Source organism: Pseudomonas sp. NPDC086581 (genome assembly GCF_044746165.1).
Lineage (GTDB): Bacteria > Pseudomonadota > Gammaproteobacteria > Pseudomonadales > Pseudomonadaceae > Pseudomonas.
Map to the genome: position 1 here is coordinate 84,584 of NZ_JBIVBR010000010.1, position 22,259 is coordinate 106,842.

25 protein-coding genes are annotated in these 22,259 nt (G+C 65.5%); 9 read left to right on the forward strand and 16 right to left on the reverse strand.

Translation table 11 applies throughout. From position 1 onward, the window contains the following. Positions 1 to 61 precede the first annotated feature (61 nt). The 4 genes from ACIPK7_RS20355 to rnk all read left to right on the forward strand — a co-directional run bounded on the left by ACIPK7_RS20355 (position 62) and on the right by rnk (position 2,228). Complete coding sequence (locus tag ACIPK7_RS20355) at positions 62 to 1,123, forward strand: AraC family transcriptional regulator (RefSeq protein WP_401089820.1); 1,062 nt, start codon at positions 62 to 64, stop codon at positions 1,121 to 1,123. Continuing rightward, the gene (cyaY, locus tag ACIPK7_RS20360; protein WP_401089822.1) at positions 1,120 to 1,455 is read left to right on the forward strand and encodes an iron donor protein CyaY; all 336 of its coding nucleotides are present in this window, start codon (positions 1,120 to 1,122) and stop codon (positions 1,453 to 1,455) included. The genes ACIPK7_RS20355 and cyaY overlap by 4 nt, the downstream gene beginning before the upstream one ends. Continuing rightward, the gene (locus ACIPK7_RS20365; RefSeq protein ID WP_401089824.1) at positions 1,433 to 1,639 is read left to right on the forward strand and encodes a DUF1289 domain-containing protein; all 207 of its coding nucleotides are present in this window, start codon (positions 1,433 to 1,435) and stop codon (positions 1,637 to 1,639) included. Before cyaY ends, ACIPK7_RS20365 begins: the two co-directional genes overlap by 23 nt. Positions 1,640 to 1,823: 184 nt before the next feature. After that, entirely contained in the window at positions 1,824 to 2,228 is a 405-nt protein-coding gene (gene rnk, locus ACIPK7_RS20370) for a nucleoside diphosphate kinase regulator (RefSeq protein ID WP_192433335.1), read from the forward strand. A gap of 45 nt (positions 2,229 to 2,273) precedes the next feature. Here the strand turns inward: rnk and ACIPK7_RS20375 are convergent, their stop codons facing one another. From ACIPK7_RS20375 to ACIPK7_RS20385, 3 genes are all read right to left on the reverse strand, one after another. Beyond that, positions 2,274 to 5,123 (reverse strand): class I adenylate cyclase, encoded by a 2,850-nt coding sequence (locus tag ACIPK7_RS20375; protein ID WP_401089826.1) that lies wholly within the window; start codon positions 5,121 to 5,123, stop codon positions 2,274 to 2,276. Positions 5,124 to 5,215: 92 nt separating this feature from the next. Beyond that, positions 5,216 to 5,449 (reverse strand): TIGR02647 family protein, encoded by a 234-nt coding sequence (locus ACIPK7_RS20380; RefSeq protein ID WP_081515198.1) that lies wholly within the window; start codon positions 5,447 to 5,449, stop codon positions 5,216 to 5,218. Between the two features lie 81 nt (positions 5,450 to 5,530). Further along, the gene (locus ACIPK7_RS20385) at positions 5,531 to 5,812 is read right to left on the reverse strand and encodes a hypothetical protein (RefSeq protein WP_401089828.1); all 282 of its coding nucleotides are present in this window, start codon (positions 5,810 to 5,812) and stop codon (positions 5,531 to 5,533) included. 89 nt (positions 5,813 to 5,901) lie between these two features. Between ACIPK7_RS20385 and ACIPK7_RS20390 the strand changes: the two genes are divergently transcribed. Both ACIPK7_RS20390 and ppk2 read left to right on the forward strand, forming a co-directional pair. Further along, complete coding sequence (locus ACIPK7_RS20390) at positions 5,902 to 6,867, forward strand: magnesium transporter CorA family protein (protein ID WP_192433329.1); 966 nt, start codon at positions 5,902 to 5,904, stop codon at positions 6,865 to 6,867. 196 nt (positions 6,868 to 7,063) lie between these two features. Next, positions 7,064 to 7,945, forward strand: a complete 882-nt coding sequence (gene ppk2, locus ACIPK7_RS20395; protein ID WP_192433460.1) for a polyphosphate kinase 2 — start codon at positions 7,064 to 7,066, stop codon at positions 7,943 to 7,945. Between the two features lie 4 nt (positions 7,946 to 7,949). Here ppk2 and ACIPK7_RS20400 read toward each other — a convergent pair whose 3' ends face one another. From ACIPK7_RS20400 to ACIPK7_RS20410, 3 genes are all read right to left on the reverse strand, one after another. Next, on the reverse strand, positions 7,950 to 8,717 hold the full coding sequence (locus ACIPK7_RS20400; protein WP_192433327.1) for a hypothetical protein: 768 nt from the start codon (positions 8,715 to 8,717) through the stop codon (positions 7,950 to 7,952). A 270-nt stretch (positions 8,718 to 8,987) separates the two neighbouring features. Next, positions 8,988 to 9,485 carry a porin family protein gene (locus ACIPK7_RS20405; RefSeq protein ID WP_401089831.1) on the reverse strand — a complete coding sequence of 166 codons (498 nt, stop codon included), beginning with the start codon at positions 9,483 to 9,485 and terminating at the stop codon, positions 8,988 to 8,990. A 192-nt stretch (positions 9,486 to 9,677) separates the two neighbouring features. Then, entirely contained in the window at positions 9,678 to 10,367 is a 690-nt protein-coding gene (locus ACIPK7_RS20410) for a Crp/Fnr family transcriptional regulator (protein ID WP_401089833.1), read from the reverse strand. Positions 10,368 to 10,441: 74 nt separating this feature from the next. Between ACIPK7_RS20410 and ACIPK7_RS20415 the strand changes: the two genes are divergently transcribed. After that, positions 10,442 to 10,966 carry a DUF962 domain-containing protein gene (locus ACIPK7_RS20415; RefSeq protein WP_401089835.1) on the forward strand — a complete coding sequence of 175 codons (525 nt, stop codon included), beginning with the start codon at positions 10,442 to 10,444 and terminating at the stop codon, positions 10,964 to 10,966. A 6-nt stretch (positions 10,967 to 10,972) separates the two neighbouring features. On the opposite strand, the gene ACIPK7_RS20420 is transcribed toward ACIPK7_RS20415, so the two are convergent. Next, complete coding sequence (locus ACIPK7_RS20420) at positions 10,973 to 11,776, reverse strand: helix-turn-helix domain-containing protein (protein WP_192433320.1); 804 nt, start codon at positions 11,774 to 11,776, stop codon at positions 10,973 to 10,975. Between the two features lie 128 nt (positions 11,777 to 11,904). Here ACIPK7_RS20420 and ACIPK7_RS20425 point away from each other — a divergent pair, with 128 nt between their 5' ends. Continuing rightward, positions 11,905 to 12,306: a hypothetical protein gene (locus ACIPK7_RS20425; protein ID WP_401089837.1), complete on the forward strand. Its 402-nt coding sequence runs from the start codon at positions 11,905 to 11,907 to the stop codon at positions 12,304 to 12,306. Between the two features lie 110 nt (positions 12,307 to 12,416). On the opposite strand, the gene ACIPK7_RS20430 is transcribed toward ACIPK7_RS20425, so the two are convergent. Together ACIPK7_RS20430 and ACIPK7_RS20435 are read right to left on the reverse strand one after the other, a co-directional pair. After that, positions 12,417 to 13,007, reverse strand: coding sequence for a 2-hydroxychromene-2-carboxylate isomerase (locus tag ACIPK7_RS20430; protein WP_401089839.1), 591 nt, complete (start codon positions 13,005 to 13,007; stop codon positions 12,417 to 12,419). Positions 13,008 to 13,042: 35 nt separating this feature from the next. Continuing rightward, on the reverse strand, positions 13,043 to 13,771 hold the full coding sequence (locus ACIPK7_RS20435) for an SDR family oxidoreductase (protein ID WP_192433315.1): 729 nt from the start codon (positions 13,769 to 13,771) through the stop codon (positions 13,043 to 13,045). Between the two features lie 103 nt (positions 13,772 to 13,874). Here ACIPK7_RS20435 and ACIPK7_RS20440 point away from each other — a divergent pair, with 103 nt between their 5' ends. Beyond that, on the forward strand, positions 13,875 to 14,438 hold the full coding sequence (locus tag ACIPK7_RS20440; RefSeq protein WP_401089841.1) for a TetR/AcrR family transcriptional regulator: 564 nt from the start codon (positions 13,875 to 13,877) through the stop codon (positions 14,436 to 14,438). Between the two features lie 207 nt (positions 14,439 to 14,645). Here ACIPK7_RS20440 and ACIPK7_RS20445 read toward each other — a convergent pair whose 3' ends face one another. The 7 genes from ACIPK7_RS20445 to ACIPK7_RS20475 form a co-directional block, all read right to left on the reverse strand. Next, complete coding sequence (locus ACIPK7_RS20445) at positions 14,646 to 15,395, reverse strand: sulfite exporter TauE/SafE family protein (protein ID WP_192433311.1); 750 nt, start codon at positions 15,393 to 15,395, stop codon at positions 14,646 to 14,648. 125 nt (positions 15,396 to 15,520) lie between these two features. Beyond that, positions 15,521 to 16,510 carry a sulfate/molybdate ABC transporter ATP-binding protein gene (locus ACIPK7_RS20450; RefSeq protein WP_192433309.1) on the reverse strand — a complete coding sequence of 330 codons (990 nt, stop codon included), beginning with the start codon at positions 16,508 to 16,510 and terminating at the stop codon, positions 15,521 to 15,523. Between the two features lie 14 nt (positions 16,511 to 16,524). After that, entirely contained in the window at positions 16,525 to 17,397 is an 873-nt protein-coding gene (gene cysW, locus ACIPK7_RS20455) for a sulfate ABC transporter permease subunit CysW (protein WP_401089844.1), read from the reverse strand. Positions 17,398 to 17,407: 10 nt separating this feature from the next. After that, positions 17,408 to 18,226: a sulfate ABC transporter permease subunit CysT gene (cysT, locus tag ACIPK7_RS20460; protein ID WP_138213716.1), complete on the reverse strand. Its 819-nt coding sequence runs from the start codon at positions 18,224 to 18,226 to the stop codon at positions 17,408 to 17,410. Positions 18,227 to 18,493: 267 nt separating this feature from the next. Next, the gene (locus ACIPK7_RS20465; RefSeq protein WP_401089846.1) at positions 18,494 to 19,492 is read right to left on the reverse strand and encodes a sulfate ABC transporter substrate-binding protein; all 999 of its coding nucleotides are present in this window, start codon (positions 19,490 to 19,492) and stop codon (positions 18,494 to 18,496) included. A 158-nt stretch (positions 19,493 to 19,650) separates the two neighbouring features. Further along, positions 19,651 to 19,833 carry a sulfur starvation response protein OscA gene (gene oscA, locus ACIPK7_RS20470; protein WP_017520779.1) on the reverse strand — a complete coding sequence of 61 codons (183 nt, stop codon included), beginning with the start codon at positions 19,831 to 19,833 and terminating at the stop codon, positions 19,651 to 19,653. A 141-nt stretch (positions 19,834 to 19,974) separates the two neighbouring features. Beyond that, positions 19,975 to 22,248 carry a putative bifunctional diguanylate cyclase/phosphodiesterase gene (locus ACIPK7_RS20475; RefSeq protein WP_401089848.1) on the reverse strand — a complete coding sequence of 758 codons (2,274 nt, stop codon included), beginning with the start codon at positions 22,246 to 22,248 and terminating at the stop codon, positions 19,975 to 19,977. Positions 22,249 to 22,259: the final 11 nt, after the last annotated feature.

The following is a 22,259-nucleotide window of genomic DNA, read 5'->3' on the forward strand; positions in this document are numbered from 1 at the left end:
TTGCGGCTCGCGCCGAAAGGGCCGGTGGCCCTATGATGGCGGGCAAAAAATGGAATGCCTGATGGACTATCGCGATCCCCTGCCTAGTTCGGTGTCGGTGGCCTACCTGCAGGGCCTCGTGGAGCACCTGCAGCGCCAGGGCGTGGCCCCGGCGCAGCTGCTGGCGACGGTGCACCTGGAGCCCTCGATCCTCGCCCAGCGCGACCAGCGCATCGCCGCCAGCGCCTACCTGGAGCTGGTGGGTGCCGGCGTGCGCCTGAGCGGTGACGACAATCTCGGCCTGCATTTGGGCGAGGCGGTGCGCCCCGGCTATTACGGCGTGCTCGGTTATCTGATCATGAGCTCTGCGACCCTCTCCGATGCCCTGCATCGCCAGGCACGCTATGCCTCGCTGGTGGGCAACCTGGGGCGCGTCGAGCTGGCCGACGAGCCGCCGCGGGCGGGCTGCGAAGCGCTGGTGAAGCACAGTTGGGAGCCGCTGCTGCCACAACAGCAACGACAGATGAGCGAGGAGACGCTGGCTGGTTGGGTCAGCTTCGGCCATTGGGTCAGCGGCGTGGACGAGTCGCCGTTCGAAGTGCGCTTCAGCCACAGCGCCCCGACGGATGTCAGCGAGCACCAGCGCATCTTCCGCTGCCCGGTGCTGTTCGATCAGCCGGACAACGCCCTGGTCTTCCCCAGGCGCCTGCTTTCGCTACCGCTCGGCCAGGCCGACGCCCAGGTGCAGCGCACCCTGGATGCTTACGCCGAACGCCTGCTGGTGGAAATCAACAAGGGCGACACCGTGCTCGACCGCGCGCGCCTGGAGCTGGCGCGCCAGTTGCCGGAGCAGGGCGCCGATCTGGAACGCCTGTCGCAGACCTTGGCGCTGAGCCCGCGCACCCTGCAACGGCGGCTGCGCGAGACCGGCCTGTCGTTCAGCCAGCTGGTGGACGAAACCCGCCAGCAACTGGTGCTGCACTACCTGCGCGACCCGGCGCTGGACGCTGCCGATATTGCCTACCTGCTCGGCTTCAGCGAGGCCGGCTCGCTCGCCCGCGCATTCCGGCGCTGGACGGGGCAGAGTCTGGGCGAATACCGGCGTAAACTGGTGCCTTTGACTGATCCCGAGGACGATGCATGAGCACTTTGAGCGAAGCCCGCTTCCACGACTTGGTGGACGCCATACAGGTAACGGTGGAGGACGCCTTCGACGACAGCGACCTGGACCTGGACCTGGAGAACTCCAGCGGCGTGCTGACCGTGCGCTTCGAGAACGGCACCCAGCTGATCCTCAGCCGCCAGCCGGCGCTGCGCCAGCTGTGGGTGGCGGCGCGCTCCGGCGGCTTCCATTTCGACTACGACGAATCCGGCTCGCTGTGGATCTGCGACAGCACCCGCGAACCGCTGGGCGCGCTGCTCAACCGCGCAACCCTGGAGCAGGCAGGCGAGGATGTCGACTTCCCCGGCATCTGAGCCGCAGGCGAGCGTCGCCTCGCCCTGCTGCCGGCGCTGCTGCCTGGACGATGCGGACATCTGCGTCGGCTGCGGGCGCACGCTGGGCGAGATCCTGGAGTGGAACGAGGCCGACTGCGAGCGGCGCCTGGCGATCCTGGCGGACTGCGAAAAGCGCCGAAACAACCACTCACCGAAGTGGTGACCGGTCGGTGTTGATTATTTTCTGTGCTGTGTTAGTGTCCGGAAAAACCCCGCCTTAGGGCGGGGTTTTTCATTTTTCGAATTTCACTATACGTTCGGTTTCCGAGCGTCTTTACTGCCAGAATACCCAGGGCCCCGAGCGCGTGAGCGTCCGGGGCTCTCCTGTAAGGAGACTGCCAACCATCATGACCACGACACCGATCACCGTTACTCGACTCGACCTGCAACGTCTGGAGCGCATGCTCGACAGCCTGGATGAGTACGGCCCCGCGGCCGAGGCGCTGGAGGCCGAGCTGGCCCGTGCCACCGTGGTCGGCCACGACGAGATACCGCCGGGTGTGGTCACGATGAACTCCACGGTGCGTTGCCGCGAGGAAGGCAGCGGCAAGGAGTACCACCTGACCCTGGCCTACCCGACCGACATGAAGGGTGAGGGCAAGGTCTCGATCCTCGCCCCGGTGGGCACGGCGCTGCTCGGCCTGACCACCGGGCAGACCATCGACTGGCCGGCGCCCAGCGGCAAGACGCTGAAACTGACTCTGCTGGAAGTGGAATACCAGCCGGAAGCGGCCGGCGACTTCGATCGCTGAGTTCCCCTTCGGGAATCTCTCTCCCCGGGTGCCCGGTCGAGCCCTTCAGGCTTCGGTCAGCGCCCGGTTCAGCGCCTGCTCCAGGCTCTGCTTGTAGCGCAGGAAATGCACCGTCTGCAGTTCTCCACCCTCACGCATGGCCGACAGGTCCAGGTCGGTGATGTAGCAGGGGTAGCGCTCCTGACCGCGACGCCGATCGAGGATGTGCCGGGCCACGGCCTGGAACAGCTCGCTGCCGAACTCCAGTTCTGAGAATTCGCGGTGGTTGCAGAACAGCGTGGTCCGCGCGCGCTGGCCTTCGCCCGGTTCGACGATCGCCTGCACGTTATAGAATGGCAAGGCTTCCAGGGGCTGCGGCGCGTTGCGCCGTTCGATGCGTTGCGCGCGCTGGTGGCCGTTGGTCACCACTTCATAAAAAAGGATGTCCGCCCCGACCGGGCCCTGGATCTCCAGTAGCGAGATAACGGCGTTGCGGCGGTACTGCACTGATTGCAGGAAACGCTGCAGCGGCAGCAGCAGGCCTTCCTCGGTGTCGTATTCCTGGCGGCGCCGCCAGAGGGCGTTGCGCTCGTCGAGGATGGTGATTTCCGCGCTGCCTTCGTCCAGGCGGTAGAACACCTGCACGGTGTTGGCTCGGCCCAGCGGCAGGATCATGGCGAGGTCGTCGCCCTCCAGCGCGTGCCGGTCCAGTTGCAGGAAGCCGCTGTCGTCCTGGGTGTCGCCCAGGTGCTCGACCAGTGCCGGCAACCCGTCGATCACCCGATGGCTGACGCTGCCCGGCACCAGGTGCAGCAGGTGGAAGTGCTGCCGCACCTGCAGCAGGTAACGCCCGCCCTTGCCGCTGGCAAGCTGCGCGTGGGCGTCACGGAACAGGTCTTCCACGCGCTGGGCGATGGCCGTGGCGCGGTTGCGGCAGAAGCAGCGGACCATCAGGCGCGGCGGCGGCGCGTCGGAGGGCACGTTGTTGAGGAATTCACGCAGGCAGTCGAGCAGCGCGTGGGGCCCGGAGTAACGGCTGACCAGCAGTTCGTTCCAGCTGTTCAGGGTGATCTGCTCCAGGGTCAGCACCAGGTTGTCGCGCACCCCGGAATAGCCCAGCGAGTCGGTGCGCTCGGTGGTCATGTGCACGTTCATCTGGCTGTGCTGGCGCAGAGGATCGACGCCGACGTTCACCAGCAGCAACACCTGCGAAGGCACCGTGCTGCGCAGCAGGGCGCTTTCCGGCACTTCGTTGAGCGGCAGTGGTACGGCCTGCTGCAGGCAACCCAGCAGGTTCTGCAGCTCGAACTCGGTCAGGTCGCTGCTGCCCGGTTGCAGGGACAGCCGCGTGCTGGCGTCGATCACCCCATTGCGATGGCTCCAGGTGAGCAGCTCCATGAGGTCGCGTGCGCGGCGCAGCGGGGCGAAGTCGGCCATTTCCTGCAGCGACAGGTTGCCGCCGAACAGCGCCCAGTACGGTGGCTTGCCCGCCTCGCCGCCGGGCAGCTGGGCGAGGGTGAGGATGTCTTCGGCCATGTCCGGGGCGATGCCCGGGTTGATGAATTCGACCTTGCCGGCCTTGCGCTCGAAGGCGGCGTACAGGCGCCGGCCGAGGATGCCCATGTCCCGCGGGTTGATGCCGCTGGCGGCGTGCTGCAGGCGGGCGAACTGCGAGAGGAAGCGGTAACTGTGGGTCAGTTCGTTGACCAGCGCGCGGCGCTCCAGCAGCACCTGGCGGACCTTCCACTGACTGCGGCTGTCGAGCTGGGCGAAGGCGCGGCTGTCCCACTTCCAGGGCGCCGAGACGCGCTCCATCACCTTGCGCTGCCAGCTCTTGTGACCCTGGCGCGGCGGGCGGCTGAGCTTCTTGCCGACCTTCAGGTAGAGGCAGCGGCGGATAAGCTCCAGGCGCTCGGTTTCGCCGCGCTCCTTGAGGTATTCCTCCAGGCGGCGGTAGAGCATGACGTAGGGGTCCAGCTCCTCCACATCCAGGCGCCCGGCGTAGATCGCCTGTTTGTAGCGCAGGCTCAGGCAGGACACCTGCGGGTGTTCGCTGGCGTAGACCTCGGTGAGCAGCAACTTGAGCACCGATTTGTAGGGCGACTCGATGCCTTTGAACAGCTGCCACATGCCGGCACCGATGAACTCGCCCGGCGGGATGCGCGCCAGGTGGCCGAGGTCGAGGACGTCGTCGGCACGGATGAAGCGCTTGTTCAGCAGCGTCTGGCAGTACTCGGCGTAGCGGTTCTCTTCATAGACCGGCACCAGCCACCACAGGGGCGTGCGGCCGCCGAGCCAGATGGCGGTGCGGTAGAACTCGTCCAGCAGCAGGTAGTGCTGGCTGGTGCCGCAGTCGTCGGAGGTCAGTCGGGCCTCGCGGGCGCCCTGGGTGTAGTGCTGCGGGTCGACGAGGAAGCAGTGCACCTCGGCGCCCTGGGTCGCGGCCCATTGCTCGAGCAGTTCGCACTTGCGGCGCAGCTCCGTCAGTTCCCGCTCGGTGAGGTCGGAGGCGTGGCAGACCCAAAGGTCCAGGTCGCTCTGCTCGGCCTGGGCGACAGTGCCCAGGCTGCCCATCAGGAACAGCCCGTGGATCGGCAACGACGGGTTGCCGCGGCGGGTCTTGTAGCTGAAGGAACGGGTGAGGCGCTGGGCTTCGGCAAGGATGTCGTCGTCCGGGACAAAGTTGGACAGCCCGGCGGGCGTGCCGGCCGAGACGTAGCCGGGCAGCAGCGGATGGTTCACGTCCAGCAGCAGCGGCAGCAGCTTCAGGACAAGCTGCTGTCGCGTGGAAAGCGCTTCGCTGGCCCGATGCAGCCGCGCGGCGTTGACCTTGAGGAAGCGCTGACGCAGCTGCGTCAGCACCTTTCGGTCGATGCCGTCGTCGATGTCCGGGCGGATCTCGGGGGTGAGCGTCATGGCGTACTGCTGTCTGGCCAGCGGCGCCGCATCAGGGAATGCGGCGCTCGGAAGTGTGCCAGTTTATCGCCCGCTCGCGGGGGAACTTGAGGTCAGCTGCGCAGGATGCCGAGCAGGACCTGGGCGTGCTCGGCGGCGTCGAGCCCCAGACCGGTGAGATAGCCGCCGTCCTGCTTGTCGATCAGGCCCTTGGCGTGAAGCCGGCCGGCAGCCGCCACGGCTTCGGCGGAAGCATCGTGGTGGACTTTCAATCCCGCCTGGCTGTTCTCCAGGTCAAAGAGCGCCAGCAGGTCCAGTTCCTCAACCATTTCTTTCGTGAAAGCCATTCGCCTAACTCCCGATGGTCAATGAGGCTTCAGTGTAGTCTCAAGTCCGACCGGTTCGGCAAGCGCTGTTATGTCGCTGACTTATTCGGCAACTGTGCCGTCGGGCAGGGTCGGCAGCGCGCGCAGGGCCTGCTCGTACCACTCGCCGTTGAACGGGCGGTCTTCGGCGAGCATCGCCTCGATCTCGTGGGCGAGCACCAGGGCCATCAGGTGCAGGGCGTCCTCGCGTTCGTAGCCGACCAGGGTCAGCTTGTTGAACACTGCGCGGGCCGCCGCCGGGCTCTCGCTTTCGATCTGGTTCTCGATGGCCTGGATCAGGGTGTCTTCGGCGAAGGTTTCTTCGCTGTCGTCATGCTCGCTCATCACGGGATGCTCCGCTGGACTTGTGAAGCGCCGGGAAGTTGGCCAACCTGCGGGGCAACTTCAGGTGCGTAAAAGGATCGTCGGGCGACATGATCACCTATTACACCCTCGTCGGCGACCGGCTGGTGCGCCACAACGGCAACGAGTGCCACGGCATGCCCAAGGACACGCTGTGGATCGACCTGTTCCGGCCCACGGCGGAGGAGGAGCAGCTGCTGGAGTCGATCATCGAGGTGGATGTACCGACCCAGGAGGAGATGGCCGAGATCGAGGACTCCTCTCGCTTCTACGAGAGCAATGGCGCGTTGTATATGACCACCACGGTGGTCGGCGGCATCCGCGAGCACAAACCAAGCAGCTCGGAAGTCACCTGCGTGCTGACCCCTCACTGGCTGGTGACGGTGCGCTACGCCGACCTGCTGGCCTTCCGTACCTTCGAGTCGCGGACCCAGCGAGGCGGCTGCGAGGGGCGCAGCGACCAGCTATTCGTGACCCTGATGGACAGCGTGGTGGACCGTATCGCCGACGTGCTGGAGAACGTGCAGAAGCAGCTCGACAGCCTCGGCACCAGCATCTTCCGCGAGGGCCCAGCCAGCGAGAAGGCCGACCTGCAGGAAGTGGTCAAGCAGTTGGGGCGGGGTAACTCGCTGCTGTCCAAGCTCAACGAGAGCCTTTTGAGCATCAGCCGGCCGCTGTCCTACTTCCGCCAGGGCAGCAACGGCTGGATCAGCGACGAGGTGAAGCTGGGCATGAAGTCCGTGGAGCGCGACGTACGCTCGCTCAGCGAGTACCAGACGAAGATGGCCGGGGAAATTACCTTCCTGCTGGACGCCACCCTGGGCCTGATCAACATCGAGCAGAACAGCATCATCAAGGTGTTCTCCATCGCTGCCGTGCTGTTCCTGCCGCCGACCCTGGTGGGCACGGTGTACGGCATGAACTTCGCGCACATGCCGGAACTGCAGTGGTTGGCCGGCTACCCGATGGCACTGGTGGCGATGGTGATCTCGGCGATCATTCCCTACTACTGGTTCAAGTACAAAGGCTGGCTCTAGACGGGGTTGATGCGGGTCAAGAAAGGCTAGCGGCACGGGTAGCACAGTGGAGGGCCGTCCCCACGTCTCACAGGAGGAGACCATGCCGCAACCCGAAGCGAACAAACCCGCCATCGCCGCACTGCCCGAAGCCACCACCGAGGGCGGCGCGCAGATCCAGGCGCAGAGCCGCGGCCCGGTCGCGCTGACCGTTGCCATGGCCCCGCGCGGCAGCAACGAGGACTCCGGCTCCGCCCAGTTGCCCGCCAGCTATCCCTACCGCAAGCGCCTGCAGCGCAGGGAATACGAGAAGGCCAAGGCCGAACTGCAGATCGAGCTGCTGAAGGTGCAGAACTGGGTGAAAGAGACCGGCCAGCGCATCGTCCTGCTCTTCGAGGGCCGCGACGCCGCCGGCAAGGGCGGCACCATCAAGCGCTTCACCGAGCACCTCAACCCGCGCGGTGCCCGCGTGGTGGCGCTGGAGAAACCCAGCGACGCCGAGCGCGGCCAGTGGTACTTCCAGCGCTACATCCAGCACTTGCCCACGGCTGGTGAAATCGTCTTCTTCGACCGCTCCTGGTACAACCGCGCTGGGGTCGAGCGGGTGATGGGCTTCTGCTCGCCGCGCCAGTACCTGGAGTTCATGCAGCAGACGCCGGAGCTGGAGCGCATGCTGGTGCGCAATGGCATCCACCTGTTCAAGTTCTGGTTCTCGGTGAGCCGCGAGGAGCAGCTGCGCCGCTTCGTCTCGCGCCGCGACGACCCGCTCAAGCATTGGAAGCTGTCGCCCATCGACATCCAGTCGCTGGACCGCTGGGACGACTACACCCAGGCCAAGGAAGCGATGTTCTTCCACACCGACACCGCCGATGCGCCCTGGGTGGTGGTCAAGTCCGACGACAAGAAGCGCGCGCGGCTCAACTGCCTGCGGCACTTCCTGCACAGCCTGGATTACCCGGACAAGAACCCGAAGATCGCCCGCGCGCCGGATGCGCTGCTGACGGGGCGCGCCGCGCTGATGGACCGCGACGAGCTGGAGCGCCCGGCGCAAGCAATGGGGGCGGTGCAGGTGCCGGAAGCAGAGCCCATCCCGGCCTGAGGCACTACTGCTGGCTGATCAGCATGAGCTGGCCGGAGACGGCGCGGGCGTTGCGATCGACGATGATCGGCGCCCAGGGCCGACCCGATGCGCTGACCAGCGCGTTGCTCTTGCTGTTCATGTCCAGCAGCGCCTTGCTCAGGTACTCCCAGCGGGTGCGCAGCTTCTTGGTCGCATCGTTGTCGGGCAATTGGCTGATGCGTTGGGATAGCAGCGGCACCAATACGCTCTCGTCCTGGCCGAGGTATTCCTGCGGCTGCTCGCGGGCCAGCTCCAAGCCGCTCATGTAAGTACGGCCCAGGTACTGGGTGGCGAGGTATTCCACGCGCACGGGCAACTCCCACAGCGGGATCTGGCTGGCGTCGGCGCTGGCGGGGATGTAACGCTCGATCTGGTTGAGCAGGTCGCGCAGGGAGCGGCTCAGGTCCTGGTTGTAGCGCCAGGGCAGGTCTTCTTCCTTGGGGCCGTAGGAAACGCCGTTGCGAATCTGGGTAACGAAGGCATCGTGCGCCTTCTTCAGCGCGTCATCGGCCTTGGGAAAGCCCTTGATGGCGTTGTCCAGCGTAGCCAGGTCCTTTTCCAACTGGGCGGCATGGGTTTCCTGGAAGCCTTCGCCGCGCAGCAGCAACAGGCTGTTGATCGAGCGGCAGGTGTACACCTGCAGGGTCTGCAACTGCAGTTCCTCGCTGGGGAGATTGGCCTGGGCGGCGAGGGCGAAGAGTCCGAAACAGCACAGCATGAACCCACGAACGACATCGAGATTCCGGAGCATGGCGGAGGCGTCCTTATTGTTATTGTGAGCCGCGCGATTCGCCGGATATGTGTCTTTTTGGCGCCAGAAACGCAGCTATCTCTAGGCTAGTCGCGAACGAGGTCCCTGCAACCGACCGAAAGAGTGATTTGTGCAGGCGATGTCCTGTACGGATGACGCTCTGCGCGGGTGACGCTCTGTACGAGTGAAAGTGCCGGCGGAAGGTCGGGAAGGAGGACTGCCCTGGGGAGAGAGCCGGGCCTTCCGCCGGGCTTGAGTGGCCGGCTGGCTTCAGAAGCGCCAGTAGGCGGAAAGCGTGGTCTGATCGAGGTCGATGTCGCCGACGTCCAGGTATTCCTGTTCCAGGCGCACGCCCAGGCCGCCGAGCACGTCCATTTCGCCGCCGAAGCCGTAGAGCGCGTCCACGTCGTCGGACTTGCCGGCGACATCGTCATCGGCATGCCAGGCGTGCACGCCTGCAATTCCGTACAGGCGGATGCGCTGGCCGATGGGGAAGCCCAGGTGCACATTGGCCTGCAGCGATTCGCCGTCGAAGTGCTTCTTGCCGTCGCTCATGTCGCCGAAGTCGACCACCGCGCCTTCCAGGGACAGATAGTTGTTCAGGCGGTAGCCGGCGTACAGCTTGTAGCTGTCGTCCTGGTCGTCGAAGGAGCGGTCGTCGATCTCGAGGCGGGTGACGCCGCCACCGACGTAGAGACCGCTGTCGTCGGCCATGGCCAAGGTCGGAGCGGTCAGGGCGAGGGCGCAGAGGAGTTTCGAAAGGCGCATAGGATTCCCTTGCGGCCGGCATCGAGCACCGGCCGCCTTGCGGTGTTGCGGAGGGTTTGGGTTGCCGCCCTGGCGCGGACTTTTCGGCGTCGGCACGGCGGCGGGGGGCATTAGAACGGAGCGGTAGCGTGCGCGACCATCGAAGCCTGTCGAGACTCGCCTGGCTTTTGTTCTAGAGGCAGCGGGGCAGGATCAGGCGTGGGCAGCCAGGCGTAGGCGTTCGCGATCCAGTATCTCGATGCCACCGTAGCTCAGGCGCACGATGCCCTGGGCTTCCAACTCCTTGAGGATCTGGTTGGTGGTCTGCCGCGATAGCGACAGCATGGCTGCGAGCTGCTCCTGCGGCAGGTGCAGCTCGCGCTTGGCGGTGGCCGACTCGCCGTAGCCCTCGGCGATCATCAGCAGGCGCCGGGCCAGACGCGGCGCGGCCGGCAGCAGCGAAAGCTCCTCCAGCACGGCGAAGGTGATGCGCAGCTTATGGGTCATCAAGAGGGCGAAGTCGCGCCAGTATTCCGGGTGCTGCGCCAGCAGCGCCTGCAGCGGCGCCAGAGGTACCTGCAGGAGTACGGTGGCGCCCTCGGCGTAGGCGTCGTGGGTGCGCGGCTGGCCGTCGAACAGGCAGATTTCGCCGAACCAGTTGGGCGCTTCCACCAGCGCCAGCAGCGCTTCCTTGCCGGTCTCGCCGACCACGCTGACGCGCATTGCGCCCTCCACTACGCAATACAGGCCGCACGGCGCATCGCCACGGGCGAACAGGCGCTGGCCGGCGGGCAGGCGGCGCACCACGGCGGCATTGCACAGCGCCTGGCGCAGGCCCTCGGGGAGGGTCTGGAACCAGCGGCCATCTTGCAGGCAGGCGAGGTAGGGCTTGGCGTCGGTCATGGGCAATGTCGGCTAGCTGACAGAGTGGCAAGGCACAGATCGCCATCATGCCAGTACCTTGCGGGAGAACAACAATGAAAACTCTGGTCGATCACCTTGCCCAATATGCCGCCTACCACCGTGACCGGCGGAACATCGTCAGCCATTTCATCGGGATTCCGATGATCGTGCTGGCTATCGCTACCCTGCTGTCGCGTCCCGGCTTTGAGCTGGCCGGTCTGCTGGTCTCGCCCGCCACGCTGCTGGCGCTGGCCTCGGTGGTCTTCTACCTGCGCTTGGACCTGCGCTTCGGCTTGCTGATGACCGTGCTGCTGGCGCTGTCGCTATGGCTGGGCGCCGGCTTTGCCGCCGGGAGCACCACCTACTGGCTCACCTGGGGCATCGGCCTGTTCGTGGTGGGCTGGATCATCCAGTTCGTTGGCCACTGGTACGAAGGACGCAAGCCGGCGTTCGTCGATGACCTTACCGGGCTGATCGTCGGCCCGCTGTTCGTCGCTGCCGAAGCGGCCTTCCTGCTCGGCCTGCGCGATGAAGTGCGCCGCGCCGTGGAAGAGCGCGCCGGCCCCACCTGTATCCGCGAGAAGAACGCGGCTGCCTGATTCGCTTCAGTCCGTACCGCTGAGCTGACGCAGGATTCGTGCGCTGTCGGGGTCGGCCGGGAAGAAGGTTTCCAGGGCCAGCTCCGACAGCGTCACGTCCACAGGTGTGCCGAACACCGTGATGGTGCCGATCAAGCTGCACACGCCCAGCTCCGTCTGCAGTTGCACCGGGATCAGCACCATGTCGCCGCTGGCCGCTTCGTCGTATGGCGGCGCCGGGTAGGCCGCCACCTCATCGCGCAGCGCCGCTAGCGCGGGGTCGCCGCTGGCCTCGAAGTCGCGCTGCAGGCGCTCCACCACATGCGCCTTCCACGGCCCGAGATTGAGAATGCGCGGCGCCAGGCCCTTGGGGTGCAGGCTCATGCGCAGCACGTTGATCGGCGGCTGCAGCAGCTCCGGGTCGACGCCGATCAGGAAGATGTCCACCGTGCGGTTGGACGCCAGCAGGTTCCAGTGGCGGTCCACGACCATTGCCGGGTTCGGCTCATGGGCCTTGAGCAGCTGGTCGATGGCCTGCCGGGCCACGGTCAGTGCTGGGTCGTCCAGGCCCTTCTCCGAATACACCGGGGCGTAGCCGGCGGCACTGAGCAGGCGGTTGCGTTCGCGCAGGGGAATGTCCAGCTGTTCTGCCAGATGCAGCAGCATCTCGCGGCTGGGGAGGGCGCGGCCGGTTTCGACGAAGCTCAGGTGGCGCGTGGATATCTCCGCGTCGCAGGCGAGGTCGAGCTGGCTGAGCCGGCGGCGCTGGCGCCATTGGCGGAGGAGGGCGCCGACCGGTTGGGCAGGGTTTTCGTGGGCTGATCTGTTCATGGCATCGAACGATAGACCTGTCGCCCGGTAACGGCCATTATCTGGCAGGTAATCGACGCGCCTACGTCCCGGGCGGATTCTTCAGCCACACGCCGCCAACCGGCGGTGACCTCTGAAGGAGCTTCGCCATGACTCTGCTGCAACCCTCCCCGCTGCTTCGCCTGACCCTGAAAGTCGATGCCATCGCCGGTGGCGCCATGGGCCTGCTGATGGCCCTCGCCGCACAACCGCTGGGCACGCTGCTGGGCCTGCCGTTCGTCCTGTTGCTGGTAGCCGGCATCGTGCTCCTGCCGTTGGCGCTGGTGCTCTACTGGATGAGCAACCAGACGCTGCTGTCACGCACCGGCGTCTGGGCGGTCATCGCCCTGAACGCGCTGTGGGTGGTGGAGAGTGTCGCCCTGCTGGTGACTGGCTACGTGCAGCCGACTGCCCTGGGCTATGCCTTCGTCATCGGCCAGGCGCTGGTGCTGCTGCTGCTGGCGGAGCTGGAGTTCTTCGGACTGCGCCGGTCGACTGTTCTGGCCCTGTGACTGCACCACCCGTAGGGCGCATAACGCGCCAGCGTTATCCGCTGGACTGAATCCGGCGGATAACCTGTTCCAGGTTATGCGCCCTACGGTGCTGCGGGATACGGAACGCCTTATGCCAGGGCTTCGCGAACGAAATCGAGGCGATCTTGGCCGAAGAACATTTCGTCAGCGACGAACATGGTCGGTGCGCCGAACATCCCGCGTTTGATTGCCGCCTCGGTGTTGGCCTTCAGCGCGTCCTTCACTTCCTGCTCAGCAGTCAGCGCCAGCAGCACCTGCGGTTCGAAACCCGCCTCGGCCAGCAACGGGCCGAGTACCGACGGGTCGCCCAGGTTTAGCGCGTCCACCCACATGCCCTTGAACACGCAGGCCAGCAGCGCCTCGAAGCGCTCCGGCTGGCGCAGCTGCACGCCGGTGGCGGCGCGCATCAGGGTGAGGGTGTTGATCGGGAAATGCGGGTTCATCTTCAGCGGCACGCCGTAGCGGCGGGCGAAGCGCAGCATGTCGATCATCGTGTAGCGGCCCTTGGCCGGAATGGCGATGGGCGAGGCATTGCCGGTGGCCTGGAACACGCCGCCCAGCAGCACCGGGCGATAGACCAGCGCGGCGCCGGTCTCGGCGCAGATTGCCGGCAGCTGGGTATAGGCGAGGTAGGAAGTCGGGCTGCCGAAATCGAAGTAGAACTCGACGCTCTTGCTCATGAGTGGCTCTCTTTCTTGTTGTCGTTATGGGTGGATCACCAGCGCTCGATCCACGGGCGCAAGTCGAGTTCGAAGGTCCAGGCGTCGCGCGGTTGGCTGTGCAGGTACCAGTAGCTGTCGGCGATGTGCTCGGGGTCGAGGATGCCGTCCTGGTCCTTCAGCGCGTAGCGCTCGGGGAAGGTTTCGCGGATGAATTCGGTGTCGATGGCGCCATCCACCACCACGTGGGCGACGTGCAGGCCCATCGGCCCCAACTCGCGGGCCATGCTCTGGGCCAGTGCGCGGATGCCGTGCTTGGCCCCGGCAAAGGCGGCGAAGCCCGAGGCGCCGCGCAGGCCGGCGGTGGCGCCGGTGAAGAGGATCGTGCCGCGCTGGCGCTTGACCATGCGCTTGGCTACTTCACGACCGGTGAGGAAGCCGGAGAAGCAGGCCATTTCCCAGATCTTGAAGTACTTGCGCGCGGTCTCTTCGAGAATGCTGCAGGGTACGTTGGCGCCGATGTTGAAGACAAAGGCTTCGATGGGGCCGATGTCGCGCTCGATGGTTTCCACCAATTCGACCACCGCCTCTTCCTTGCGCGCGTCGGAGGCGAAACCGTGTGCCTCGCCGCCCTCGGCGCGGATCTGCTCCACCAGCGGCTGTAGTTTGTCCGCCGAGCGCCGGGTGACGCAGGCGACGTAGCCTTCACGGGCGAAGCGGCGGGCGATGGCGCCGCCGGTAGCGTCGCCGGCGCCGATGACCAGGACGACTTTCTTGTTCGACATTTTCGTTTCCTCGGGGGTGCGCAAAGTGGGTAAACGGTCGTTAGGTAAACGAACGTTATGTTACTCTCGGCTTCAACGTCAACCGCTTCGCCGGAGTCGCCCAATGCGCTACTCAGCCTCCCACAAGGAAGAAACCCGCCAGCGCCTGCTCGACAGCAGCGGCGCGCTCGCCAAGCAGGGCGGCTTCGCCACCAGCGGCGTGGACGCGCTGATGAAGGCGGTGGGCTTGTCGGGCGGGGCGTTCTACAACCACTTCAGGTCGAAGGACGAACTGTTCGCCGCCATCGTCGAGCGGGAGTTGCAGCAGAGCGTCGAGCGCCTCGCGGCCAAGGGCAAGGTGCTCGATCGTGCGCGCCTGGAGCGCGGCCTGAAGCGCTACCTGAGCGTCGCCCACGTGCAGGACGCCAGCGCCGGCTGCGCGATTCCGGCGCTGGGCGCGGAGATCGCCCGCGCCGATGAGTCCGTGCGGCAGAGCGCCGAGGATGCGCTGGTGGAGTTGCAGCAGGCCTGGGCCGAGGCGCTGGGTTCGCCGGAGGATGCCTGGGCGCTACTGGCACAGTGCGTCGGCGCGCTGGTGGTGGCGCGGATGGTTGCCAGCGAAAAGACCCAGAAGACGATCATCGAATCGAGCCGGGAGTTTTTGCTGCGGCATCTCGATGAGAAGTGAGGTGCGATCCCGTAGGGCGGATAACCCGGCACGGGTTATCCGCCGGGATGGCGGATAACGCCGTAGGCGTTATGCGCCCTACAGCTGAGCGGGACCTTAACCTGTAGGAGCGAGCTTGCTCGCGAACAAGCCTTCGCTGCGGAGGCCGGGTTCGCGAGCAATAACTAGGCGTCCCCCTCGCTCCTACGAAAAGCACCGCGGCGCGGGTCAGAGACCGCGGATGGCGAGGTCGGCGCCGAGCAGCAGCAAGCCGCCGAAGAAGCAGCGGCGAAACGCCAGCGGGCTGATCCGCGAACGCAGCCAGGTGCCCAGGTACATGCCCGCCAGTGCCGGCAACAGCGCCAGCAGCGACAGGCCGAGCACATCCGCCTGCAGCAGCGAGCCATGCTGGCTGAGGGTGATTGCCAGGGCCAGCGTGGAGATGGTGAAGGACAGTCCCAGCGCCTGCACCAAATCGTCCTTTTCCAACCCGAGCGCCTGCAGGAAAGGCACGGCGGGAATCACGAAGACGCCGGTCACCGCGGTGATGCCACCGGTGATCACGCCGATCAGTGGCGACAGCCAGCGCTCATGCCGCGGTGCCACGCTGAAGCGCTTGTTCGACAGCCCCAGCAGTGCATAGAGGATCAGCGCCACGCCCAGCAACGGCGTCGCCGCCGGCCAGTTGCGCCCAGCCAGCAGCCAGCCCACCACCAGGGTGCCGATGACGATGCCGACGAGCATGCCCCATAGGCGCTTGAGCAGCCCGAGGAAGCGTGGCCCTGCTGCGAGCTGCCAGATGTTGGTAACGGTAGAGGGCACCACGAGAATGGCGGCCGCCTGCATCGGCGGCATCACCAGCCCGAGCAGCCCGACGGCGACCGTGGGCAGGCCGAGCCCCACCACGCCCTTCACCAGACCGGCGAGGAGGAAGGTGAGGACGATCAGCTCGAGGTGCTGGGGGAGGGCGTCGAACATGGTCGGGCCTGGCGTGAAAAGGACCGGGGCAGGATACGGAAGATCGAGGGTCGACGCGAACCTGCAGGAGCGGGCCATGCCCGCGAGCGCGTCCATGGGACGCATCCTGCAGGTCTACGGATACATCAGATATTCGCCACCGGTTGGTATGCCTTCGGCTTGAAGTACAGCGTCTCGCCACGGGCGAGGCCGGTCAGGCTGTCGTGGTCCTTCACCACTTCGGCCTCGATCAGCTCGTCCTGGCCGTCGACCTTGAGGGTCACGCGGGTGATCGCGCCCAGCGGGCGGATGTCGCGGACTTCGGCGGCGCGGTGTTCGGCCACTTCGGAGCGCGACAGCGAGATTTCGTGCGGGCGGAACAGCACATGTTCGTCACCGCCGATGTGCAGGCGGTTGGAGTCGCCGAGGAAGTGGTAGACGAAGTCGCTGGCCGGGTTCTCGTAGACCTCGCCCGGCGAGCCGATCTGCTCGATCACTCCCTTGTTCATCACCACGATGCGGTCGGCGACTTCCATCGCTTCTTCCTGGTCGTGGGTGACGAACACGGAGGTCAGGTTGATCTCCTCGTGCAGGCGTGCGAGCCAGCGACGCAGCTCTTTACGAACCTTGGCGTCGAGGGCGCCGAAGGGTTCGTCGAGCAGCAGGATCTTCGGTTCCACCGCCAGTGCGCGGGCCAGGGCGATACGCTGGCGCTGGCCGCCGGAGAGCTGCTCGGGGTAGCGGTCGGAGAGCCAGTCCAACTGCACCATGTTGAGCAGTTCGTGGACCTTTTCGGCGATGCGCGCTTCGCTCGGACGCTCCTTCTTCGGCTTCATGCGCAGGCCGAAGGCGACGTTGTCGAATACGGTCATATGGCGGAACAGCGCGTAGTGCTGGAACACGAAGCCGACGTTTCGGTCACGCACGTCGTGCTGCGAGACGTCCTCGCCGTGGAACACGATGTTGCCGGCATCCGGGGTTTCCAGGCCGGCGATGATGCGTAGCAGGGTGGTCTTGCCACAGCCGGACGGGCCGAGCAGGGCAACCAGCTCGCCGCTGTGGATGTCGAGGTTGATGTCGTTCAGCGCCTTGAAGGCGTTGAAGTTCTTGCTGACGTTACGGATCTCGATGCTCATGGCGTGGCTCTCACTTATTCATCGTCAGCTTTGACTTTGGTGCGGGACAGGCGCGACTCGCTCCACTGCTTGAGCAGCAGGATGACGAGGGCCATCAGCAGCAACAGGGTGGCAACGCTGAAAGCGGCGACGTGGTTGTATTCGTTGTAGAGGATTTCGACGTGCAGCGGCAGGGTGTTGGTGACGCCGCGGATGTGCCCGGAGACCACCGACACTGCGCCGAACTCGCCCATGGCCCTCGCGGTGCACAGCACCACGCCGTAGATCAGGCCCCACTTGATGTTCGGCAGGGTCACGTGCCAGAACATCTGCCAGCCGTTGGCGCCGAGTAGGCGCGCGGCCTCTTCCTCCTGGGTGCCCTGTTCCTGCATCAGCGGGATCAGTTCGCGGGCGACGAAAGGGAAGGTAACGAAGATGGTCGCCAGGACGATGCCGGGCACGGCGAAGACGATCTGGATGTCGTGGTCGCTCAGCCACTCGCCGAAGTAGCCCTGGGCGCCGAACAGCAGCACGTAGATCAGGCCCGCGATCACCGGCGAGACCGAGAACGGCAGGTCGATCAGGGTGACCAGGATGCTCTTGCCGGGGAACTCGAACTTGGTCACGCACCAGGCGGCGGCCACGCCGAACACCAGGTTCAGGGGCACCGAGATGCCCACGGCGATCAGCGTCAGCTTCAGCGCGGCCAGCGCGTCGGGCTCCATGATGGCGTCGAAGAAGGTGCCGAAGCCCTGCTTCAGCGCCTCGCTCAGCACCACGAACAGCGGCAGCAGCAGGAACACGGCGAAGGCCAGCCAGGCCAGTGCGATCAGGGCGCGACGGCCCCAGACATTACCCCGGCGAGCAGCGTTGGCAGCGGCCGCGGCGGAAAGGCTTGCGGTACTCATGGCGCGCTCCTCAAGGCGTTTCGATGCGGCGCTGCAGCAGGTTGATCAGCAGCAGTAGGACGAAGGCGACGACCAGCATCAGCACGCCAATGGCGGTGGCGCCGGTGTAGTCGTACTGGTCCAGCTTGACCATGATCAGCAGCGGCAGGATCTCGGTCTTCATCGGCATGTTGCCGGCGATGAAGATCACCGAGCCGTACTCGCCGACGCCACGGGCGAATGCCAGGGCGAATCCGGTCAGCCAGGCCGGCAGCAGCGCCGGTAGAAGCACGTGGCGGAATACCTGCAGCGGCTTGGCGCCCAGGCAGGCGGCGGCTTCTTCGATCTCACGCGGGATGTCCGCCAGCACCGGTTGCACCGTGCGCACCACGAACGGCAGGACCACGAAGGTCAGCGCCAGGGTGATGCCCAGCGGGGTGTAGGCGATCTTGAAGCCCAACTCGGTGGCGAAGCGACCGACCATGCCGTTGGGCGCGTACAGCGCGGTCAGCGCGATACCGGCAACGGCGGTGGGGAGGGCGAAGGGCAGGTCGATCATCGCATCGATGATCTTGCGCCCCGGGAAGCGGTAGCGCACCAGTACCCAGGCCAGCAGGGTGCCGATCACGCCGTTGATCAGGGCGGCGATCAGTGCGGTGCCGAAGCTCAGCTTGAGCGCGGCGATGACTCGCGGCGCGGTGATGATGGTCCAGAACTGATCCCAGGAGAGTTGGGTCGTCTTCAGGAACATGGCCCCCAGCGGAATCAGCACCAACAGGCTGAGATACACCAGGGTGTAGCCCAGAGTCAGCCCGAAGCCGGGTATGACCGGGGAGATGCGTCGCGACATTTGCTGTCCTTTCTCGTGAACGCGTTGAGAACCTGATTACGATCTGCTGCGCGTCGGCATGACTGCGTTGAAAACAGGCTCGGATTGCTCATTTACAGCTCGTAAACTGCGCTTCCTCGCCTGTTTTCGCCTTGTCCTGCCCTAGCTCGCAAGATCGTAAACAGGTTCTGTGCCCCCCGCCATGGGACGGGGGTTTTCGTTCCGCGCGGGCTGTGCACCGGCCTGCGCGGATCGGGCCGCCCGGCGCAAGGCCGGGCGGGTGGCGCATTACTGCGCCTGGTAGATCTTGTCGAAGATGCCGCCGTCGTTGAAGAACTTGGGCTGCGCGACTTTCCAGCCGCCGAAGTCCTTGTCGATGGTCACCAGGTTGAGTTTCGGGAACTGGTTGGCGAACTCGGCAGCGACCTTGGCATCACGCGGGCGGTAGAAGTTCTGCGCGGCGATGCGCTGGCCTTCTTCGCTGTACAGGTACTTCAGGTATTCCTCGGCGACCTTGCGGGTGCCTTTCTTGTCGACGGTCTTGTCGACCACGGCCACCGGCGGCTCTGCCAGGATGGACACCGACGGTACGACGATCTCGAAGTTCTCGCCGCCCTGTTCCTTCTTGGCCAGGAAAGCTTCGTTCTCCCAGGCCAGCAGCACGTCGCCGATGTTGTTGTTGACGAAGGTGATGGTCGAACCGCGGGCGCCAGTGTCCAGAACCGGCACGTGCTTGTACAGGTTCTGCACGTATTCCTGGGCTTTCTCTTCGCTGCCGTACTGCTTCTTCGCCCAGGCCCAGGCGGCCAGGAAGTTCCAGCGGGCGCCGCCGGAGGTCTTCGGGTTCGGGGTGATGACTTCCACGCCCTGCTTGGTCAGGTCGCCCCAGTCCTTGATGCCTTTCGGGTTGCCCTTGCGCACCAGGAACACGATGGTCGAGGTGTAAGGGGTGCTGTTATCGGGCAGGCGGGCCTGCCAGTCGGCGGGCAGCAGCTTGCCCAGCTTGTTGAGCTCGTCGATGTCGCCGGCCAGGGCCAGGGTCACCACGTCGGCCTTCAGGCCGTCGATCACGGCGCGGGCCTGCTTGCCCGAGCCACCGTGGGATTGCTGCACGGTCAGGTCGTCGCCGCCCTGGGCCTTCCAGTGCTTAATGAAGGCGGCGTTGTAGGCCTGGTACAGCTCGCGGGTCGGGTCGTAGGAAACGTTCAGCAGTTGGGTGGCGGCAGAAACCGGGCCGGCAATCAATGCGCTGGCCAGTGCGGCCAGGGCGAAACGGCGGATGGACATGTGCAGCTCCTGAAAAAATGCAGTTCTTTATGTTTGTTTGGCAGGGTCTTTCGGGGGAGGGGCGGTGTCAGCCACGCATTCGTGGCTGGCAGCTGCAATACCGGTGGGGCAGTTCGGTCATGGCGACGCTCCGGATGTCCAGTCGGTTCGATCAGGGCTCAGGCAGGTTTGCCGGGGCTCTGTTGCAGGCGGAATTTTTCCTTGCGCTCGATCTGCACGACCTGGCCGTTGTGCACGGTGATCTCGACGGCGCCGAAACGCAGGCCACGCAGGGCGCTCTGCACTTCGCGCAGGATGTTGGCTTCGTCCTGGCCGTCCAGGCTACGGAGGGTTGCGCTCATGGGTATCTGCTCCTAGAAGGGTTGACCACCGGCCGATTCACCAACGGCGCGTGCGGTGTGAGCGCATCTTAGGCAGGAGCTGGATATTCTTAAAAATACTGTTTAAGAATTTTTATATATCCGAAAGTTTTTAGCGCGATTTTATGCGGGGTCGCGAGGCAATTGTGCCAGCAGCGTAGTGGCCGGCTGCGGGGCACCGTACCAGTAACCCTGGCCGAAGTTGCAGGCGTGAGTAAGGAGGAAAGCAGCCTGGTCAGGGCGCTCGATGCCCTCGGCGACCACTTGCAGGCCCATGCTCTGGCCCAGGGCGATCACCGCGCAGGCGATCGCGGCGTCTTCGGAATCGTCCGGCAGGCCGGCGACGAAGCCCTGGTCGATCTTCAACTTGTGCACCGGCATGCGCTTCAGGCGCATCAGCGACGAATAGCCGGTACCGAAATCGTCGATGGCCAGATGAACGCCCAGCAGGCGCAGCTGGCAGAGCAGTTCCAGGGCTTGGTCGAAGTTTTCCATCACCGCGCTCTCGGTGACTTCCAGCTCCAGGTGATGGGGCTCCAGGCCGCTCTGCTCCAGAGCCAGAGCCACGCGTTCCTCCAGGCCGCCACGACCGAACAGGCGGCTGGAGACGTTGACCGCGATGAAGTCCAGACTGACGCCAGCGTCCAGCCATTGGCGCATCTGCCGGCAGGCCTGCTCCAGCACCCAGGCGTCGATGGCGGTGATCAGGCCGCTTTCCTCGGCCACCGGGATGAATTCGCTGGGCGGGATCAGCCCCTGGGTCGGGTGCTGCCAGCGCACCAGCGACTCCACGCCAACCATGCGGCCGCTGGCCAGGTCGTGCACCGGCTGGAAATACAGGCGCAGTTCGTCGTGGTCCAGTGCGTGGCGCAGAGCGGATTCCACCTGCACGTGGGAGCGCGCGCGGGCGGTCAACTCGGGTGTATAGAAGGCGTAGAGGTTGCGTCCGCTGGCCTTGGCCTGGAACAGCGCGGCGTCGGCGTGCTGCAGCAGGTGGTCGACGTTGCGCGCGTCTTCGGGGAACAGGCTGACGCCCAGGCTCGCCGATATGTAGATGACCTGGTCGTTGACCTCGAAGGGCGCACTCATCGCCTCCAGCAGGCGCTGGGCGAGGCTGCTGGCGTGGTGCGGCTGCTGGCTTTCGAGGACTACGGCAAACTCGTCGCCACCCAGTCGCGCCAGGCAGCAGCGTTCGTCCAGGCAGTTTTCCAGACGTTGGGCCACCGAGCGGATCAGCAGGTCGCCGATGTTGTGCCCGAGGCTGTCGTTGATGTGCTTGAAGTGATCGAGGTCGATGCTCAGTAGCGCGCCGCCGCCCTGTTCGCGCTCGGCGCGAGCCAGCGCCTGTTCGATGCGCTCGCGCAGTAGCAGGCGATTGGGCAGTCCGGTCAGCGGGTCGTGGTGGGCGAGAAAATCCAGTTCGTGCTGCGAGCGCTTGAGGCTGCTGAGGTCGGAGAACACCGCGACGTAGTGGGTCAGTTCGCCCTCGTCATTGCGTACGGCGCGGATGTGCTGCCATTGCGGGTACACCTCGCCGCTCTTGCGGCGATTCCAGATCTCGCCGCTCCACACGTCGTTTTCGCGCAGAGCGGTCCACATGCGCTGATAGAAGGCGTCGTCCTGGCGGCCCGACTTGAGCAGCGACGGCTGCCCGCCGAGCACGTCCTCGGCGCTGTAACCGGTGATGCGCGAGAAGGAGGAATTGGTGTGCACGATCACACCGCCCGCGTCGGTCACCAGCAGGCCTTCCTGGGTCGCCTCGAAGACCGCGGCGGCTTGGCGCAGATGATCTTCGTTGCTGCGTTGGTGTGTGATGTCGCGGTTGACGCCGGTCAGGCGCAGCGCGCGGCCATCCTCGCCGCGGGTCAGGCGGCCGCTGCTGCGTACCCAGCGGTAGGTACCGTCGCTGTGGCGGATGCGGTAGACGCACTCCAGGCGCGTGCGCAGGCCTTGGAGGCAATCCTGGTGGAGGGCGAGGACGCGTGCGCGGTCTTCCGGATGCAGGCGGTTTTCCCACAGCAGCACGTCATCGCTCAGGTGCTCCAGGGGCAGGCCGAGCAAGTTGGCGTAGCCGGATGAATAATAAACGCGCTGGGTTTCCAGGTCCCAGTCCCAGATGCCGTCCTCGACCACCGCGAAAGCGCGGCTCAGGCGCTGCTCGTTGTCGGCCAGCGCGGTGAAGGCGGCGTACTGCCGGCGGAAGTGCCGCCAGAGCAGGAAGAACAGCACGAGGAAGGTAACCGCGAGGAATCCGTATTTCTTCAGCTCCATTGCCCGCGCCAGCTCGGCGGGGTCGAGCAGGACATTTTGTAACCATTGGTCACCCAGCCAGACCCAGAGGGTGGCGGCGACCAGGTACAGAAAGCTGATGCGCAGGGCGCTAAGGCGTGGATTCATGCGGTAGTGGG